The sequence below is a fragment of the Micromonospora sp. KLBMP9576 genome (assembly GCF_050941805.1).
Classification (GTDB): domain Bacteria; phylum Actinomycetota; class Actinomycetes; order Mycobacteriales; family Micromonosporaceae; genus Micromonospora.
In genome coordinates this window covers 5743171-5760297 of the sequence record NZ_CP194567.1, presented here as the reverse complement: position 1 = coordinate 5760297, position 17127 = coordinate 5743171, and the positions used below count along the sequence as shown (strand labels likewise).

Sequence of the window (17127 nt, the reverse complement as noted above, 5' to 3'; positions counted from 1 at the left end):
ACCCTCGGAGGCTCAGGTGATCACGCCGCGGATGTCCCGGCTCGGTCCCGCCTGCCGAGGGAGGTACGCGACATGACCCCCGGTGGCACCCCAGGTGCCCCGGGGGTCGTCGTCGTCACCGGGGTCAGCCGTTACCTCGGGGCGCACGTCGCCGCCCGGCTCGCCGCCGACCCGCGCATCGAGCGGGTCATCGGGGTCGACCAGCCCGACCCCGGCGCCGAGTTCACCGACCTGCTCGACCGGGTCGAGCGCGTCCGCATCGACGCCGGCTCGCTCGGTGGCCTCCTCGCCGACCTCGACGTCGACGCGGTGGTCCACCTGGCCCTGGTGACCGCGCCGGACCCGCAGCACGGCGGTCGTTCGGCGATGAAGGACCAGAACGTCATCGGCACCATGCAACTCCTCGCCGCCTGCCAGCGCGCCCCCCGCCTGCGCAAGCTCGTGGTCCGCTCCTCGACGGCGGCCTACGGGGCGTCGTTCCGGGACCCGGCCGTCTTCACGGAGGAGACCGAGCCGCGCGAGGTGCCGCGCGGGGGGTTCGGCCGCGACATCCTCGACATCGAGGGGTACGTCCGCGGCTTCCGTCGCCGCCGTCCCGACGTCACGGCGACGGTGCTGCGCTTCGCGCCGTTCATCGGCTCGACCGCCGACACCACCCTCACCCGCTACTTCTCCCGACCGGTGGTGCCCACCGTCTTCGGGCGGGACCCCCGGTTGCAGTTCCTGCACTTCGACGACGCGCTGGAGGTGCTGCACCGGTCGATCGTCGAGGACCATCCGGGCACCTACAACGTGGCCGGCCCCGGCGTGTTGTCGCTGTCGCAGGCGATCCGCCGCGCCGGGCGGGTCGCCGTGCCGGTGCTGGAGCCCGGCCTCTCCAACGCCGCCGCCATCGCCCGCAACCTCGGCTTCGGCCGCTACGGCCTCGACCAGGTCGACCTCTTCGTGCACGGCCGGGTCGTCGACACCGGCCGGCTGGAGCGGGAGTACGGTTTCACGCCCCGCTCCACGGCCGCCGCCTTCGACGACTTCATCCGCGCCCACCACGGCGGAGTAGTGGTGGGCCGCGACCAGTTGGCCGCGGCCGAGCAGTTGGTGCTGGACGGCATCCGGCAGGTCCGGTCGGCCCTGCGGGAGGAGTCGTGAGCGCGCTGCCGGAGCAGCGGCCTGACGGCCGCCACGACGTGCCGCCCCGCGCGGCCGGGCCGGCGGTGCCGGACGGGCCGGGCGACCAGTGGGACCGCAGGGTCGCCAAGGGGCTGGCGTTCCTGCGTCGGCGGCTCTCCGGCGACTACGAGGTGGACGAGTTCGGGTTCGACCCCGACATCACGGAGTCGGTCTTCCACCCGCTGCTGCGGGTGCTCTACCGGGACTGGTTCCGCACCGAGGTGACCGGCCTGGAGCACGTGCCCGCCGAGGGCGCCGGCCTGGTCGTCGGCAACCACTCCGGCACGGTGGCGTTGGACGCGCTGATCCTCTCGGCCGCCCTGCACGACCAGCACCCGGCCCACCGCTATCTGCGGCTGCTCGGCGCCGACCTGGTCTTCCGGATGCCGGTGGTCTCCGAACTCGCCCGCAAGACCGGCGGGACGGTCGCCTGCAACCCGGACGCCGAGCGGCTGCTCGGCAACGGTGATCTGGTCGGCGTCTTCCCCGAGGGCTTTAAGGGCGTCGGCAAGCTCTACTCCGAACGCTACAAGCTGCAACGCTTCGGCCGTGGCGGGTTCGTCTCGGCGGCGCTGCGCACCGGCACCCCGATCGTGCCGGTCGCCATCGTGGGGGGCGAGGAGACCTATCCGATGCTCGCCGACATCAAGCCCCTCGCGCGGCTGCTGAAGCTGCCCTACTTCCCGGTCACCCCGACCTTCCCCCTGCTGGGGCCCTTCGGCGTGGTGCCACTGCCGAGCAAGTGGTTGATCGAGTTCTGCCCGCCGATCCCCACCGCGCACCTGACCGACTCCGCCGATGACCCGCTGGTGGTGTTCAACCTCGCCGACCAGGTGCGGGAGACCATCCAGCAGACCCTGCACCAGTTGCTGGAGCGGCGCCCGGACCCGTTCGGTCCGTAGGACCCACGCCGGTGGCCGCGGCGTCCTCGGCTGCCGCGGGTGGTGTGTCTGGTGTGTCGTCGGCTGGGTGGTGTGTCGTCAGCCGTCGCGGCGGCGCCGGTGCAGTGCCAGCCCGGCGCTGACCGCCCCGGCGACCAGGCCCACCGCGGCGGTGGACGGCACAGCGATCTTGACGGCGCGTCGGCCGGTGCGGAAGTCGCGCACGTCCCAGCCGCGCTGCCGCGCCACCCTGAGCAGGGCCGGGTCCGGGTTGACCGCCACGCCGCGCCCCACCGTCGAGAGCATCGGCAGGTCGTTGTACGAGTCGCTGTAGGCGGCGCACCGGCCCAGGTCGAGCCCCTGCACGCTGGCGAGTTGGGTGACCGCCTCCGCCTTGGCCGGGCCGTGCATCAGGTCGCCGGCCAGCCGGCCGGTGTACGCGCCGTCGACGATCTCGGCGACCGTGCCGACCGCGCCGGTCAGGCCCAGCCGGGCGGCGATCACCCGACCGATCTCCACCGGGGCGGCGCTGACCAGCCAGACGCGCTCGCCGGCATCGAGGTGACGCTGGGCGAGCTGGCGGGTGCCGGCCCAGATCCGGGGCGCCATCAGCTCGTCGAAGATCTCCTCCGCGAGGCGCTCCACGTCGTCCACCCGCCAGCCCTCGATGAAGGCGAGGGCGGCGTCCTTGGCCTGCGACATGTCCCCGGCGTGCTCGGTGGCGAGCAGCCGGAACCGGAGCTGCTGCCAGGCGAAGCGGGCCAGGTCGGCGGTGGTGAAGTAGTTGCGCGCGGCGAGGCCCCGCGCGAACCAGTAGATCGACGCGCCGCGCATCATCGTGTTGTCGACGTCGAAGAAGGCCGCTGCGGCCGGATCGTGCTCCGGCGGTGTCAGGGGAGCCAGGTCGGTCTCCGCCCAACCGGCGGTGTGCCCGTGGGCGTCGGTGCTGACCGTCACCTTGCGGCTGCGGGCCACGCGACCTCCCTCCGCTCGACCGGGCGCGACGTGTGCCTCCCGCGAGGGTATCCGGGTCCCGGTGACGCCCGGCCCGCCGACGGCGAAATGTGGCGCGGACGTCTGCCCCGGCCGGAGCCGGGAGACGGCGGGCCGGTCAGCGCTCGCCGGGGCAGGTGGCCGGGGCGGGGCCGAGGGCGTCGCTGCCGGCGGGCGCGGGCAGCCCGCAGGCGATCGCGGCGCGTAGCGCGTCGGAGCGCTTGCGGGCCGCGTCGAGCAGGGCGAGCGAGCGGCGGGTGCGCTCGCGGTCGGCCCGGCTGGCGTCGTCGAGGAGCCCGCCGACCGCCCGCCGCTGCCCGGTGAGGAAGGAGTTGACCGCGTCCAGGGCCGCCGGGTCGGAGCGCTGCGTGGCGGCGGAGGCCAGCAGGCGTACGCCCTGTCGGGTGTCGGCGTCCATGTCGTCCAGCACCGCGCTGTAGCCGTCCTCGTCCCCGCGCAGCGCGTCGGCCTCGGCGAGCCGGGTCCGGGCGAAGTCCAGGAACAGCTGGCCCCGGCTGACGTCCGAGTTGGCCAGCGCGAGCTGGGCGCGCTCGGTGGAGCGCTTCATGCCGTACAGCGCGTCACCGGGGACGGCGTTCTCGCTGGCGGCCGAGATGCCCGAGAGGGCCACGGCGCCGGCCGCGACCCCGACCAGGATGGCGCCGCGGGCGCGTGCCCGGCGGGCGGTCACCGCCGGCAGCAGCCGGTTGCGTCCGGATTCGGCGGAGCGGCGCACGACCGGCTCGGCCGTGGCGGCCACGCTCGGGGCGCCGATGCCCTCGCGCTCGGCCGTGGCCAGCAGCATGGCCCGCAGGCCGGTGCGGAACTCCGGGTCCGCCCCGATGGCGGGCGGGGCCGTGTGCAGCCGCTGCCCGACCGCGACGAGTGCGGCCAACTGATCGTCGGCCCGGGAACGGACGTGGTGTCGCCGGCCCCCGTTGGCCTCGTCGAGAAGCTGCGCGAAGCGCTCCGCGCGCCGGCGGGAGAAGAGGTTGTTGTCCACCGCGGGCACCTCCTCTCGCTGGTCGCGGCCGGTCGGCCGCTGTCGTAGCCAGCGACCGGTGACGGCGTGACACCACGGAGGACCACGGTGTCCGGCTGCACTGCCGGACGTCGGGGCCCGGGGGATGCCGGGACTACCACCGGTCGCACCCGGAGAAACGGTCCGCACCGGACCTGGGTTACGGGGCCGGCGGAGGCGAAATCACGCAAAGTGATTGCCGACACTGGCGAGGCGGCCCCTGAGCTGCGCGTACGCCGGTTGGCGTAGCGCAGCCCCCGACCGCGACCGGGGTCACGGCCGGAAGCCGTCCGGCAGCAGCCGCGCCAGCGCTCGCACCGCGCGGTACTGCAGTGCCTTGATCGCGCCCTCGTTCTTGCCCATCGTGCGGGCCGTCTCGGCCACGGAGAAGCCCTGCAGGAAGCGCAACACGATGCACTCCTGCTGCTCCGGGTTGAGTTGCTTGACGGCGCTGAGCAGGGCCACGTTGGTGATGTGCTCGACGACCGCCGCCTCCGGGCTGCCCTCGGGACCCCGGTCCTCGCGGTCGGCGTCCAGCACGTCCCCGGTGGTGACCTCCAGCCGGTAGCGGCCGGACTTGAAGTGGTCCGCGACCAGGTTGCGGGCGATGGTGACCAGCCAGGCGCCCAGGTCGCGTCCCTGCCAGGTGAAGCTGCCGATCCGCTTGAGGGCGCGCAGGAAGGTGTCGGAGGTGAGGTCCTCGGCGAGCTGCCGGTTGCCCACCCGGAAGTAGACGAACCGGAACACGGTGTCGACGTACCGGTCGTAGATCAGCCCGAACGCCTCGGACTCGCCGGCCTGGGCCCGCTCGACGAGCCCCCAGACCTCGGTGGCGGGGTCGGACGGGTCCGGGCGGCTGGGAAAGCCCGTCGAGGTGTTGACGGGCGCGGCGGCGGCCGGCACCACCGGGAGCACCGCCGTCTCCGTGCCCGACTCGTCGGGCGCCCTGGCCGGTTCCGTGGTGCGCCGGCCCTGCGCGGGCATGATGGGCCGGGCGGGTACCGCGACCCGCCCGCCGGCCGCTTTCGCGTTGCCCCCGGGCGTCGCCGAGCGCGGCGGCGGCTCGTTCTGGTGTGGCCGGTTGCGGGTGCGGTTGGACGCGCTGTCGCGTGGGGCGGCGAGGCCGCCCACGTCGTCCAGCGGGCTGCGGGCGGCGGGCCGTTCGTTGACCGGGCCGCGGGGCGCCGGACTGGGCAGACCGATCGGGCGGTCCGCGTATCCGAAGGTGGTCACCGTGCGGCCTCCGTCCTGCCGGCCGACGAGGCCGACCGGCGCGTCGCCGTCGTGGCCCGGCCGTCGCGGGCGGGCAGGGCTGGTTCGGGGTGCGCCGACGGGCGGCAGAACCCCTTGAGGTGCTGGTCCAATGCGCTCACAGGCACGGGAGCCTCCTCGGGCTGAGGGGTGTCGACTCACGGCAAATGGGGTGAGCCGACCCGAGTGATGATAGGGCCAACGTCACCCACGCGTGGCAAGTCCGTTACACAGGGCGGAAGTATTCCGGCTGCCGGGGGCGGCTGGCGGACCGGTTGTCCGTCGGGTGCGGTTGACTTTCGGATTGCGCCGTGATTGCGAACAAATCGCAGGTCAGTGCGTTTGGCGTCGGTGTCGTAGGCGGTGCCGGCGCCCCCGTGGGGGGCGGGACCGACCGGCGCGCGCACCCGTCCCGGCCTGTCTCGTGCGCGAGACGATTCGTGTGCCGTCGGCGTGTCGCGCCCATCCCGTCCGTGGGACTTGCGCGGATCGATGTTCCCGCCGCTGTGGGCGATGCGCCGTCGCACCCCACGAGGGCATGGCCCGCGGGCCGTGCGCTGTGCCAGACTCGGCCACTGTGCAGGACGCGACGGACAGCTCCGCCCCGACCCTCGGCGAGCGGCTGCGCCGCGCGGCCACCGCCCACGGCCACCGGCCCGCGCTGCACTGGCGCGGACAGACGCTCAACTGGTCCCAACTGGACGCCTCGGTGACCGCCACGGCCCACGCCCTGGCCCACGCCGCGGCGCCGCCGCGCGGCGCCGGCCCGACCGGGGGCGAGGGGCACCCGCCCCGGATCGCCGTCGCGCTCGGCAACTCACCGGACTTCGTGATCGGCTGCCTGGCCGCGCTGCGCGCCGGGCTGGTGGCGGTGCCGGTCAACCCCGGCCTCGCCGCCCCCGAGCTGCGGCACGTGCTCGCCGACTCCGGCGCCTCGGTGCTGATCGGCACCGAGCGGGTACGCGAGCTGGCCGCCGGCGTCGCCGCCGACCTGCCCGCGCTCGTCGCCGTGCACGCCGCGCCACCGACCGCCGACGCCGGCCGGCCGTTGCCGAAGCGGGGCGGCGACGACCTCGCGCTGCTGCTCTACACCTCCGGCACCGAGGGGCGGCCGAAGGGCGCGATGCTGACACACCGGGCACTGGCGGCCAACCACGAGCAGGTCGGTCGCATCGACCCGCCCGTCGTCGGCCCGGCCGACACCGTGCTGCTGGCGCTGCCGCTGTTCCACGCGTACGGGCTGAACGCGGGGCTGGGCGCGGTCGTCCACCATGGCGCGACCGGGGTGCTCGTCGACGACCTCGGCGCCGACGCGGGGTTGGCCGAGATCGTCCGGCACCGGGTCACCGTGCTGGTCGGCGTACCGTCGATGGTGGCCGCCTGGTCCACGGCGGACGCCACCGCGGCCCTGGCGTCGGTCCGGGTCGTGGTCTGCGGCGCGGCGCCGCTGGAGCCGGCCGTCGCCGCCCGCTTCGCGGAGACCACCGGCCACCCCGTGCACATCGGGTACGGCCTGACCGAGACCGCGCCGGTGCTGACCTCCACCCTGGTCGGCGGGGAGCCGAAGGCCGGTTCGATCGGCCGGCCGCTGCCCGGCGTCGAGCTGCGGCTGGTCGGGGCCGACGGGGCCGACCTGTGGCGCGACGGCGTGGCCGAGCCGGACGACGACGCCGACGAGCTGGACCTCTCCGCCGGCACGCCCGGCACCGACCCGGGCCAGGTCGTGGTGCGCGGGGCCAACCTGTTCTCCGGCTACTGGCCCGACGGGCGGGGCGGCCCGGACGCCGACGGCTGGTGGGCCACCGGCGACGTCGCGTACGCCGACTCCGACGGCGACCTCTTCCTGGTGGACCGGATCGGCGAGCTGATCCTGGTCAACGGGTTCAACGTGTACCCGCGCGAGGTCGAGCTGGTGCTCGACGCCCACCCGGGGGTGGCCGAGTCGGCGGTACTGGGTGTGCCGCACCCACGAACCGGCGAGACTGTCCGGGCGTACGTGGTGCCGGCGCCGGGGCGTACGGTCACCGGCGAGGAACTGCTCGCCCACTGCGCCCGAAACCTGGCCCGGTTCAAGTGCCCGACAGCCGTCGAGTTCGTCGACGGGTTGCCGCACTCGGTGATCGGCAAGGTGCGCAAGACCCTGCTCCGGCCGGTGTCGTCCCCGGCGGCCCCCGTGCCGCCCCCGGCGACGTCGCCGGAGGCCCGCCCGCCGGCCCCGGCCGGCACCAGCACGACGGAGGAGACCGATGCGTGAGCCCCGACTCACCCTGATCACCCGACCCGGCTGTCACCTCTGCGAGGACGCGAAGGTCGCGCTGGAACGGGTGGTGGCGGTCACCGGCGACCGGTGGATCGAGAAGGACGTCACCGACGACATCGAGCTGGAACGCGAGTACGGCGACCGGCTGCCCGTGGTGCTGCTCGACGGCAAGGAGCACGGCTACTGGCGGGTGGAGGAGGAGCGGCTGCTCGGGGACCTGACCACGCCCCAGCTCTGACCCCGGCGCTATGGTGCTGCGATGACCCCTGCGCGCGGCCACCTGGTGTGGGACTGGAACGGCACCCTGCTCAACGACCTCAGCCTGGTGGTGGCCTCCACCAACGTGGCCTTCGCCAGCGTCGGCGGGCCCGCCGTGACGGCCGACGAGCACCGGGTGCGCTTCCGCCGGCCGATCGCCGACTACTACGCCGAGGTGCTCGGCCGGGCGGTCGACGACGAGGCGTTCGGCCGGCTGGACCGGACCTTCCACGACGCGTACCGCACCGGGCTGACGACCTGCGAGCTGGCGCACGACGCGGGCGTCGCGATGGCGGCCTGGCCGGGCAGCCAGTCCCTGCTGTCGATGTGGTTCCACGAGGAGCTGGTGCCGACCGTGCACACGTACGGGCTCACCGGCCACTTCACCCGCGTGGACGGGCTGCGGGCGAGCGTCGGGGGCGACCGCAAGGCGGAGTCCCTCCGGGCGCACCTGGCGGAGCTGGGCGTGCACGGGCGGGACGTGGTGCTGATCGGCGACTCCGTGGACGACGCCGACGCCGCCGTGTCCGTGGGAGGCCGGGCCGTCCTCTACACCGGCGGGTTCACCGACCCGGCCCGGCTGCGTGACTCCGGCCACCCGGTCGCCGACACCCTCACCGAGGCCGTGACGCTGGCGGCCACGCTGCCCTGACCGGGCCGGTCGCGGGTCAGTTGCGCAGGTAGGCCAGGACGGCCAGGACCCGCCGGTGCTGCTCCGTGTCGGGCGGGAGCTGGAGCTTGGTGAAGATGTTGCGCACGTGCTTCTCGACGGCGCCGTCGGTGACCACCAGGGTCTTCGCGATAGCCGTGTTGGAGCGGCCCTCCGCCATCAGCGCGAGCACCTCGCGCTCGCGCGGGGTGAGCTCGCGCAGGGGGTCGTCGCGCCGGCGCCGGGCGAAGAGCTGGCCGACCACCTCGGGGTCGAGGACCGTGCCGCCGGCCGCCACCCGGTCCAGCGTGTCGAGGAACTCGTCGATCGCGGCCACCCGGTCCTTGAGCAGGTAGCCGATCCCGCCACCGCCGCCGCCGGTGGTGTCGAGCAGGTCGTCGGCGTACGACACCTCGACGTACTGCGAGAGGACCAGGATCGGGCTGCGGGGCACCAGCCGGCGGGCCTCCACCGCGGCGCGCAGCCCCTCGTCGGTGTGCGACGGCGGCATCCGGACGTCGACGATCGACACCTCGGGCCGGTGGGCGACCACCGCCGCCACCAGCGCCTCGCCGTCGGCCACGGAGGCCACCACCTCATGCCCGTGCTCGGTGAGCAGGCGGACCAGCCCCTCCCGGAGCAGCAACGCGTCGTCCGCGATCACGATCCGCATGCTGTTGTCTACCACGTGCGGATCACCGTGGGGGTTCCCCGCCCGGCGCGTGACCTGCGGCGCGCGCCGGGAGCGCGCGGGCCGCTCACAGCGGCAGTTCCGCGCGGACCGTGGTGGGCCCGCCGGCCGGGCTGACCACGAGGAGCCGGCCGCCTGCGGCGCGGACCCGGTCGGCGATGCCCACGAGCCCGTGCCCCTTGGCCAGGTGGGCGCCGCCCTGCCCGTCGTCCTCGACGTCGACGGCCAGCCGCCCGTCCTGGCGGGCCACTGTGACCCGGCACTCGGTCGCGCGGCTGTGCTTGGCGACGTTGGTCAGCGCCTCGGCCACCACGAAGTAGGCGGTGCTCTCCACCGTCGGGTCGAGCCGGCCGGCGGGGCTGGCCAGCTCCGGGTCCACCCGCAGCTCGATCGGGATCAGGCCACGCCCCGCCAGGGCCGCCAGGGCGCTGGGCAGGCCCCGGTCGACCAGGATCGGCGGCGCGATGCCGCGGGACAGGGCGCGCAGCTCGGCGAGCGTCTCCCGGGTCTGGGTGACCGCCTCGTCGAGGGTGCGCCCGGCGGCCTCCGGGTCGGTGGCGAGCTGCTGGCGGGCCCGGCTGAGATCCATCGCGAGGCGGACGAGGCGCTGCTGGGGGCCGTCGTGGATGTCGCGTTCCAGCCGGCGCAGCGCGCTGGCCTCGGCGGAGACGGCGGCCCGCTTCTGCTCCTCCAGCACGGTGATCCGGTTGCGCATCTCGGCGACGCCGGTCAGCAGGGCCCGGCCGAAGCCGGCCTGGAGCAGCGCGCAGCCGCGGGCCACGATCGGCAGTGTGATCAGGAAGAACAGCCCGATCGCGGTGTGCAGCCCGATCCGCGCGACGGTGGTGTCGCCCAGGCCGAGGAGCTGGTGCAGGCCGACGTTGTCCGGGTCGCCGTTGGGCAGCGCCCAGTCGTACGCCCAGTAGAGGGTGCCGGCGACGGCGCCGGCCCACCAGACGAGCGTCACCACGAAGGTGATGATGGCCACGATCAGCTTGAGGATGCCGTGCGCCAGGTCGAGCCAGGACTGCGCGTCCCCCATCGGCAGGAAGATCCGCCGCCAGGCGCTCGCCCCGGGCTCGGGGAGCCGGTACTGGGGGCGGATGCGGGACTGGTGGAGCACGGCGGGGAGGCGGAGGCGCTCGATGTCGGCGAGGCCCCGGGCGGCGTACAGGGTGCCGCTGAGCACGGGCAGACCGATCACCGTCACCACCAGTCCCACCCCGGCCACCAGACCGACCAGCAGGACGACGAAGCTGGCCAGGGCGAGCGGGAAGCCCAGCAGCACGTAGCCGGAGTCCAGCAGGAGCTGCCGGGAGATGGGTGGCGCCGCAACGGGCTGGTGGGTGGCGACGGGTACGGCGGTCATGCCACGAGGCTAGGCAGCGCCGGGATGCCGGACCATCCCGCCGACCCGCGTCCCGGGCGTAGGGCTGGCCCTACCGTGACCGGACGGTGAGCGAGCCGTGGCCGCGCGATTGGTCAGAGAAGTCGTAATTGAGCAATAATCGGCGCGGCAGCGTCGTCGGCGCCGCCCGGAGGTCGGGCGGCGACCCGCGGAACCGCTGGATCGATCTTGCGGAATGGAGAGCCTGGTGGAGCCGCGTCGCGTGCTTTCAAGATCGCGATTTGTGCACTTCTTCACAAGCGCCTACTCTGTAGTTCCGACGCGCCCTGCTAGCACAGCCGGCTATCTCTGTCGCCAGCGGGAGTCCCGAAACGGCCGACGGCCCGAGTTGGCCGAGGATCGCACCGCACGGAGTCTCATGAGTCAGCACCGTCACCCTGGTACGCCCCGGCGCGCCGGTGCCGTACCGACGCTCCCGGATCTGCCGGAGGCGACCGTCGCGCGGCTCCCGGAATACCTCCGCGCCCTGCACAACCTGGCCGAGGCCGGTCACGACACCGTGTCCAGCGAAGGGCTGGCCAGCGCGGCCGGCGTCAACTCCGCGAAGCTGCGCAAGGACCTGTCGCACCTCGGCTCGTACGGCACCCGCGGCGTCGGCTACGACGTGGCGTTGCTGATCGAGCAGATCGAGTACGTGCTCGGCCTCACCCACCGGCGGGCCGTCGCCCTGGTCGGCGTGGGTAACCTCGGTCACGCCCTGGCCGGCTACGACGGGTTCGCCAGCCGTGGTTTCCGCATCGCCGCGCTCTTCGACGCCGACCCCGCACGGGTCGGCGAGGAGATCAACGGGCTGGTCGTCCGGCACATCGACGAGCTGACCCGGGTCGCCGTCGAGGAGGCCATCGCCATCGGCGTGATCGCCACCCCGGCCCCGGCCGCCCAGGCGGTGGCCGACCAGCTCGTGGCCGTGGGCGTGACGAGCATCCTCAACTTCGCCCCGTGCGTACTCTCGGTGCCGGAGGGGGTCGACGTGCGCAAGGTCGATCTCGCCATCGAGCTGCAGATCCTGTCCTTCCACGAGCACCGCAAGGCGTCACTGACCGCGCTTCCCGCCACCGGCGGGTCCGCCCTCACCGCCCTGCCCGGGGGGCTCGCCGTCACCGACCCGCAGGAGGCGATCGGCACGTGAAACTGCTCGTCGTCGGCGCGTCCTACCGCACCGCTCCCGTCGCCACGCTGGAGCAGCTCGCGGTCGGCCCCGCGGACCTCACCCGCACCCTGGACCGCCTGGTCGCCCAGCCGTACGTGACCGAGGCCGTGATGGTCTCCACCTGCAACCGGGTGGAGATCTACGCCGCCGTGTCCGGTTTCCACGGCGGTCTCGGCGACATCTGCGCCGTCCTGGCCGAGCAGGCCGGCTGCCCGCCGGCCGCGCTCGCCAACAACCTCTACGTGCACTTCGACGCCGCCGCCGTGGACCACGTCTTCCGGGTCGCCGCCGGGCTCGACTCGATGGTGGTCGGCGAGGCGCAGATCCTCGGCCAGCTCCGGGACGCCTACCACTCGGCGACCGGTGCCGACACCGCCGGGCGCCTGCTGCACGAGCTGATGCAGCAGGCGCTGCGGGTCGGCAAGCGGGCCCACGCGGAGACGGGGATCGACCGGGCCGGCCAGAGCGTGGTGACGGCCGCGCTGGACCTGGCCGCCGAGCACCTCGACGGCGACCTCGCCGGCCGCCCCGCGCTGGTGGTCGGCGCGGGCGCGATGGGCTCGCTGGGAGTCGCCACGCTGTCCCGGCTGGGCGCCGGGCCGCTCACCGTCACCAACCGGGGCGCCGACCGGGCCGTCCGGCTGGCCGAGGCGTACGGCGCCGGCGCGACGCCGATGGCGGAGCTGACCGACGTGCTCTCCACAGTGGACATCGTAGTCGCCGCCACCGCGGCCACCGAAGCGGTCCTCACCCGCGAGGTGGTGACCCGGGCGCTCGCCCGGCGCGATCCCGGCCGGGGGCCCCTGGTCCTGCTCGACCTGGCCGTACCGCGCGACGTGGCGGCCGGCGTCGCCGAGCTGCCCGGCGTCGAGGTGATCGACATCGACCGGATGGCGGCGCTGCTGGCCGGCGGCCCCGCCGCCCACGACGCCGCCGCCGTCGAGCAGATCGTGGCCGGCGAGGTCGACGCCTTCCTCACCTGGCTGCGGGGCGCCGACGTCGCGCCCACGGTCGCCGCCCTGCGGGGCCGCGCCCACGACGTGGTCGGTGCCGAGCTGCGCCGGCTCGCCCAGCGCCGCCCCGACCTGAGCGACGACCAGCGCGCCGAGGTGGCCCGGACGGTCCACCGGGTCGTGCAGCGGCTGCTGCACCAGCCCACCGTGCGGGTCCGCCAACTCGCGGCCGAACCCGGCGGCGACCAGTACGCGGCCCTGCTGCGCGAGCTGTTCGACCTCCAGGTGCCGCAGACGTCCCCGGTCGACGACGTCCCCGACATCATCGACGGTGACGCCGCGTCGCCGTTCGGTCCCGCCGACCTCCCGCCGCCCTTCGGCCTGAGCGGCAACCCGACGTCGACGGGCTCCGTCGACATCCCGCCCATCGGAGGTGAGCGATGAGCACGCCCCTGCGCCTCGGTACCCGGGGCAGCAAACTGGCGATGGCCCAGTCCGGCCACGTCGCCGAGGCCCTGACCGCCGCCACCGGCCGGCCCGTGGAGCTGGTCGAGGTGGTCACCGCCGGCGACCGCTCGTCGGCGCCGGTGCACCGGCTCGGCGTCGGCGTCTTCGTCTCCGCCCTGCGTGACGCGCTGACCGCCGGCACCATCGACTTCGCGGTGCACTCCTACAAGGACCTGCCCACCGCGCCGGCCCCCGGGCTGCACGTGGCGGCGGTGCCGGTCCGGCAGGACCCGCGCGACGCGCTGGTCGCCAGGGACGGCCGTACGCTCACCGAACTGCCCGCCGGCGCGACCGTGGGCACGGGCGCGCTGCGCCGCATCGCACAGCTGCACGCCCTCGGGATGCAGTTGGAGGTCACCCCGATCCGCGGCAACGTCGACAGCCGCCTCGCGCGGGTGCTCGGCCCGGAGGCCGACCTCGACGCGGTCGTCCTGGCCCGTGCCGGGCTGGCCCGGATCGGGCGGGCCGACGTGATCACCGAGACGCTCGACCCGATGCTGATGCTGCCCGCGCCCGCCCAGGGCGCGCTCGCGGTGGAGTGCCGGGCCGACGACCTGGACCTGGTCGAGCTGCTCGCCGTGCTCGACCACGCACCGTCCCACGCCGCGGTCACCGCGGAACGGGCGCTGCTGGCCACCCTGGAGGCCGGATGCTCCGCTCCGGTCGCCGCCTACGCCGTCATCGCCGAAGGTGAGCCAACCGGCTCGGATGCCGAGGGCGATGTCGTCCAGGAGATCTATCTGCGCGGGGCGGTGATCAGCCCGGACGGTATGAGAGACATCCGGCTGTCCCGCACCGGAACGCCCGCCGACGCGGCGGAGATCGGCAAGGCACTCGCCGCCGAACTCCTCGACCTCGGCGCCGACTCGATCCTCGGCCACGATGGACACTCCGGCCCGGGGACCCAGCAATTTGGGAGCACAGAATGACCCGCACCCGTAAGCCCGTAGGCCGCATCGCCTTCGTCGGGGCCGGTCCCGGCGACCCGGGCCTGCTGACCCGCCGGGCGCACGACGCCCTGGTCGACGCCGACCAGGTGGTGTACGACCGGGGAGTCCCCGAGTCGCTGCTCGACGTCATCCGCGCCCAGGCCAGGCAGGACGCCCAGTTCACCCCGGCGGAGGGCGCGCCGGGTGACGTGGCGAAGGTGCTGATCTCGGCGGCCCGTTCCGGGCTGAACGCGGTGCACCTGGTTGCCGGCGACCCGTTCGGCCACGACTCGGTGGTTAAGGAGGTGCAGGCGGTCGCGCGTACCGCCGCGCACTTCGAGGTGGTCCCCGGCGTCGGCCAGGCCGAGGGGGTGGCGACCTACGCGGGGGTGCCGCTGCCGGGCGTACGGACGGCGGCCGACGTCGAGGACGTCAGCACGCTGGACTTCGACGCGCTGGCCGCGGCCGTCGGCCGGGGCTCGCTGGCCCTGGCCGTGGACGCCGGCGACCTCGCCGCGATCCGCGACGGGCTGCTCGCCGCCGGGGTGGAGGGCACCACAGGCGTCGGGGTCACCGGGGACGGCACCGGTGAGACGCAGTACACCACCACGTCGACCGTCGACTCGTTCGTCGCGGCGGCGCTCGGATTCACCGGCCGGGTGGTGCTGACCGTCGGCGAGGGCGTCGGGCAGCGGGACAAACTGAGCTGGTGGGAGAACCGGCCGCTCTACGGCTGGAAGGTCCTGGTGCCCCGCACCAAGGAGCAGGCCGGCGTGATGAGCGCGCGGCTGCGCGCGTACGGGGCCATTCCCTGCGAGGTGCCGACCATCGCGGTCGAGCCGCCGCGCACCCCGGCGCAGATGGAGCGGGCGGTCAAGGGCCTGGTCGACGGCCGGTACGCCTGGGTGATCTTCACGTCCGTCAACGCGGTTCGCGCGGTCTGGGAGAAGTTCGCCGAGCACGGCCTGGACGCCCGGCACTTCGGCGGCGTCAAGATCGCCTGTATCGGCGAGGCGACCGCCGACGCCGTCCGCGCGTTCGGCATCCAGCCCGAGCTGGTCCCGTCGGGGGAGCAGTCCTCCGACGGGCTGCTGGCCGAGTTCTCGCCGCACGACGAGATCCTCGACCCGGTGGGCCGGGTGCTGCTGCCGCGCGCCGACATCGCCACCGAGACCCTCGCCGCCGGCCTCACCGAGCGTGGCTGGGAGGTCGACGACGTGACCGCGTACCGGACGGTCCGGGCCGCCCCGCCGCCCGCCGAGATCCGGGACGCGATCAAGTCGGGCGGCTTCGACGCGGTGCTCTTCACGTCCAGCTCGACGGTGCGCAACCTGGTGGGTATCGCGGGGAAGCCGCACGCCCGTACGGTTGTTGCGGTTATCGGGCCCAAGACGGCGGAGACCGCGACGGAGTTCGGCCTGCGGGTCGACGTCCAGCCGCCGCACGCCTCGGTCCCCGACCTGGTGGAGGCGCTCGCCGACTACGCCGTCGAGCTGCGCGAGAAGCTTGCCGCCATGCCGGCCAAGCAGCGTCGTGGTTCGAAGGTGCAGGGGCCGACAGCCCTGAGGTTCCGGTAGTCGTAGTCGTAGTAGGAGGCCCGTGATGCCGTACCCCGAGATCCGGCCCCGCCGGCTGCGCCGCAACGCGGCCGTGCGGCGGCTGGTTTCCGAGACCCGTGTCGACCCGGCCGACCTGGTCGTGCCGATGTTCGTCAAGGAGGGGCTGGCGGAACCGCGGGCGATCGCGTCGCTCCCGGGGGTGCTCCAGCACTCCCGGGAGTCGCTCCGCAAGGCCGCCGCCGAGGCGGTGCAGGCGGGGGTCGGCGGCATCATGCTCTTCGGCGTGCCCGAGCGGCGGGATGCCACCGGGTCCGGCGGAATCGACCCGAACGGCATCCTCAACGTCGCGATCCGCGACGTCGTCGCCGAGGTGGGCGACGCCACGGTGGTGATGAGCGACCTCTGCCTGGACGAGTTCACCTCGCACGGGCACTGCGGCCTGCTCACCCCAGGCGGCGACGTCGACAACGACGCCACCCTGGCGGCGTACGCCGAGATGGCGGTCGCCCAGGCCGCCGCGGGCGTCGGGATGGTCGGGCCGTCCGGGATGATGGACGGCCAGGTCGGCGTGGTACGCCGGGCGCTCGACGCCGCGGGCCACCAGGACGTGTCCGTGCTGGCGTACGCCGTCAAGTACGCCTCGGGCTTTTTCGGCCCGTTCCGGGACGCGGTGGAGTCGGCCCTCGAAGGCGACCGGTGCACCTACCAGCAGGATCCGGCGAACCTGCGGGAGTCGCTGCGCGAGGTCGAACTGGACGTCGCCGAGGGCGCCGACCTGGTGATGGTCAAGCCCGCCCTGCCGTACCTCGACGTGGTGTCTGCGGTCCGCGCGGCGGTGGACGTCCCTGTCGCCGCCTACCAGGTCTCCGGCGAGTACGCGATGGTCGAGGCGGCCGCGGCGAACGGCTGGATCGATCGGGACCGGGTGATGCTGGAGACGCTCACCTCCATCCGACGCGCCGGCGCGCAGATCATCCTCACCTACTGGGCCGTCGAGGCCGCCCAGCTCCTCCGGCAGCGCTACTGACGGCCTGCCCCGCCCCCATAAACCGCCGCCTTCCGGACAATGGCCTCCGTACCGCACACCTGGCCGTGCCGTGCTTGGCCGTGCGGCGCTTGCCCGTGCGGCGCCGGGCTGCTGCCGGGCCGGGCTGCTGCCGGCCGGAGGCGTGCCGGCTGGCGCCGGCACCGAACGGCCGCGCCGATCGAAGCCGATCGAGTCGACCACGCGCCGCTGCCTGGCACCGCGCTGGACAGCGCCAGCATTGGTAGCGCACCGTAGTCGATCGGTGGTCGGAGCACGCCCGCCCTCCAGACCCTTTGCTCTGCATCCTCATCCGCACCACTAACTGTGGGTACCCGTTGCGTATGCGGGTGCAGAGCAAAGGGCCGGCGAAGTTCAGCTGCCGCTGGCGAGGGCGCTCGCTAGATGTCCTGGTGGTGGCGTTGT

The 17127-nt window shown here is 74.2% G+C and carries 15 protein-coding genes; 10 read left to right on the top strand and 5 right to left on the bottom strand.

The features are described from left to right. The first annotated feature begins 72 nt into the window (after positions 1-72). Both ACQ452_RS25555 and ACQ452_RS25550 read left to right on the top strand, forming a co-directional pair. Positions 73-1146: an NAD-dependent epimerase/dehydratase family protein gene (locus ACQ452_RS25555; protein WP_433387973.1), complete on the top strand. Its 1074-nt coding sequence runs from the start codon at positions 73-75 to the stop codon at positions 1144-1146. Positions 1147-1184: 38 nt separating this feature from the next. Beyond that, positions 1185-2069, top strand: a complete 885-nt coding sequence (locus ACQ452_RS25550; RefSeq protein WP_433394413.1) for a lysophospholipid acyltransferase family protein — start codon at positions 1185-1187, stop codon at positions 2067-2069. A gap of 78 nt (positions 2070-2147) precedes the next feature. Here ACQ452_RS25550 and ACQ452_RS25545 read toward each other — a convergent pair whose 3' ends face one another. The 3 genes from ACQ452_RS25545 to ACQ452_RS25535 form a co-directional block, all read right to left on the bottom strand. Next, entirely contained in the window at positions 2148-3023 is an 876-nt protein-coding gene (locus ACQ452_RS25545) for an HAD family hydrolase (protein WP_433387972.1), read from the bottom strand. A 136-nt stretch (positions 3024-3159) separates the two neighbouring features. Then, positions 3160-4053 carry a DUF5667 domain-containing protein gene (locus tag ACQ452_RS25540; RefSeq protein ID WP_433387970.1) on the bottom strand — a complete coding sequence of 298 codons (894 nt, stop codon included), beginning with the start codon at positions 4051-4053 and terminating at the stop codon, positions 3160-3162. A 282-nt stretch (positions 4054-4335) separates the two neighbouring features. Further along, positions 4336-5295, bottom strand: a complete 960-nt coding sequence (locus tag ACQ452_RS25535; protein ID WP_433387969.1) for an ECF subfamily RNA polymerase sigma factor, BldN family — start codon at positions 5293-5295, stop codon at positions 4336-4338. 556 nt (positions 5296-5851) lie between these two features. On the opposite strand from ACQ452_RS25535, the gene ACQ452_RS25530 reads away from it, so the two are divergent. The 3 genes from ACQ452_RS25530 to ACQ452_RS25520 are packed head-to-tail and all read left to right on the top strand — an operon-like array spanning position 5852 to position 8483. After that, a complete protein-coding gene (locus ACQ452_RS25530; protein ID WP_433387967.1) occupies positions 5852-7567 on the top strand; it encodes an AMP-binding protein in 1716 nt (571 codons plus the stop codon). Then, positions 7560-7811 (top strand): glutaredoxin family protein, encoded by a 252-nt coding sequence (locus tag ACQ452_RS25525; protein WP_433387965.1) that lies wholly within the window; start codon positions 7560-7562, stop codon positions 7809-7811. The genes ACQ452_RS25530 and ACQ452_RS25525 overlap by 8 nt, the downstream gene beginning before the upstream one ends. Before the next feature lie 21 nt (positions 7812-7832). Beyond that, positions 7833-8483, top strand: coding sequence for an HAD family hydrolase (locus tag ACQ452_RS25520; RefSeq protein ID WP_433387964.1), 651 nt, complete (start codon positions 7833-7835; stop codon positions 8481-8483). A gap of 16 nt (positions 8484-8499) precedes the next feature. Here ACQ452_RS25520 and ACQ452_RS25515 read toward each other — a convergent pair whose 3' ends face one another. Beyond that, positions 8500-9153: a response regulator transcription factor gene (locus ACQ452_RS25515; protein ID WP_433394411.1), complete on the bottom strand. Its 654-nt coding sequence runs from the start codon at positions 9151-9153 to the stop codon at positions 8500-8502. An 85-nt stretch (positions 9154-9238) separates the two neighbouring features. Further along, positions 9239-10540, bottom strand: coding sequence for a sensor histidine kinase (locus ACQ452_RS25510; protein WP_433387961.1), 1302 nt, complete (start codon positions 10538-10540; stop codon positions 9239-9241). Between the two features lie 397 nt (positions 10541-10937). Here ACQ452_RS25510 and ACQ452_RS25505 point away from each other — a divergent pair, with 397 nt between their 5' ends. Genes ACQ452_RS25505 through hemB form a run of 5 tightly spaced genes read left to right on the top strand, consistent with a single transcriptional unit; the run spans position 10938 to position 16704 of the window. Next, positions 10938-11708: a redox-sensing transcriptional repressor Rex gene (locus ACQ452_RS25505; RefSeq protein ID WP_433387959.1), complete on the top strand. Its 771-nt coding sequence runs from the start codon at positions 10938-10940 to the stop codon at positions 11706-11708. After that, the gene (locus tag ACQ452_RS25500; RefSeq protein WP_433387957.1) at positions 11705-13126 is read left to right on the top strand and encodes a glutamyl-tRNA reductase; all 1422 of its coding nucleotides are present in this window, start codon (positions 11705-11707) and stop codon (positions 13124-13126) included. Before ACQ452_RS25505 ends, ACQ452_RS25500 begins: the two co-directional genes overlap by 4 nt. After that, positions 13123-14118, top strand: a complete 996-nt coding sequence (hemC, locus tag ACQ452_RS25495) for a hydroxymethylbilane synthase (RefSeq protein ID WP_433387956.1) — start codon at positions 13123-13125, stop codon at positions 14116-14118. Before ACQ452_RS25500 ends, hemC begins: the two co-directional genes overlap by 4 nt. After that, the gene (locus ACQ452_RS25490; RefSeq protein ID WP_433387954.1) at positions 14115-15695 is read left to right on the top strand and encodes a uroporphyrinogen-III synthase; all 1581 of its coding nucleotides are present in this window, start codon (positions 14115-14117) and stop codon (positions 15693-15695) included. The genes hemC and ACQ452_RS25490 overlap by 4 nt, the downstream gene beginning before the upstream one ends. A 25-nt stretch (positions 15696-15720) precedes the next feature. Then, entirely contained in the window at positions 15721-16704 is a 984-nt protein-coding gene (gene hemB, locus ACQ452_RS25485; RefSeq protein WP_433387952.1) for a porphobilinogen synthase, read from the top strand. Positions 16705-17127: the final 423 nt, after the last annotated feature.

Excerpts from the sequence above, each read along its gene's own strand:
- ACQ452_RS25515 (WP_433394411.1), bottom strand. The coding sequence starts at position 9,153 with ATGCGGATCGTGATCGCGGACGACGCGTTGCTGCTCCGGGAGGGGCTG.
- ACQ452_RS25510 (WP_433387961.1), bottom strand. The coding sequence starts at position 10,540 with ATGACCGCCGTACCCGTCGCCACCCACCAGCCCGTTGCGGCGCCACCC.
- hemC (WP_433387956.1), top strand. The coding sequence starts at position 13,123 with ATGAGCACGCCCCTGCGCCTCGGTACCCGGGGCAGCAAACTGGCGATG.
- hemB (WP_433387952.1), top strand. The coding sequence starts at position 15,721 with ATGCCGTACCCCGAGATCCGGCCCCGCCGGCTGCGCCGCAACGCGGCC.
- ACQ452_RS25505 (WP_433387959.1), top strand. The coding sequence starts at position 10,938 with ATGAGTCAGCACCGTCACCCTGGTACGCCCCGGCGCGCCGGTGCCGTA.
- ACQ452_RS25555 (WP_433387973.1), top strand. The coding sequence starts at position 73 with ATGACCCCCGGTGGCACCCCAGGTGCCCCGGGGGTCGTCGTCGTCACC.
- ACQ452_RS25530 (WP_433387967.1), top strand. The coding sequence starts at position 5,852 with ATGGCCCGCGGGCCGTGCGCTGTGCCAGACTCGGCCACTGTGCAGGAC.
- ACQ452_RS25490 (WP_433387954.1), top strand. The coding sequence starts at position 14,115 with ATGACCCGCACCCGTAAGCCCGTAGGCCGCATCGCCTTCGTCGGGGCC.
- ACQ452_RS25525 (WP_433387965.1), top strand. The coding sequence starts at position 7,560 with ATGCGTGAGCCCCGACTCACCCTGATCACCCGACCCGGCTGTCACCTC.
- ACQ452_RS25520 (WP_433387964.1), top strand. The coding sequence starts at position 7,833 with ATGACCCCTGCGCGCGGCCACCTGGTGTGGGACTGGAACGGCACCCTG.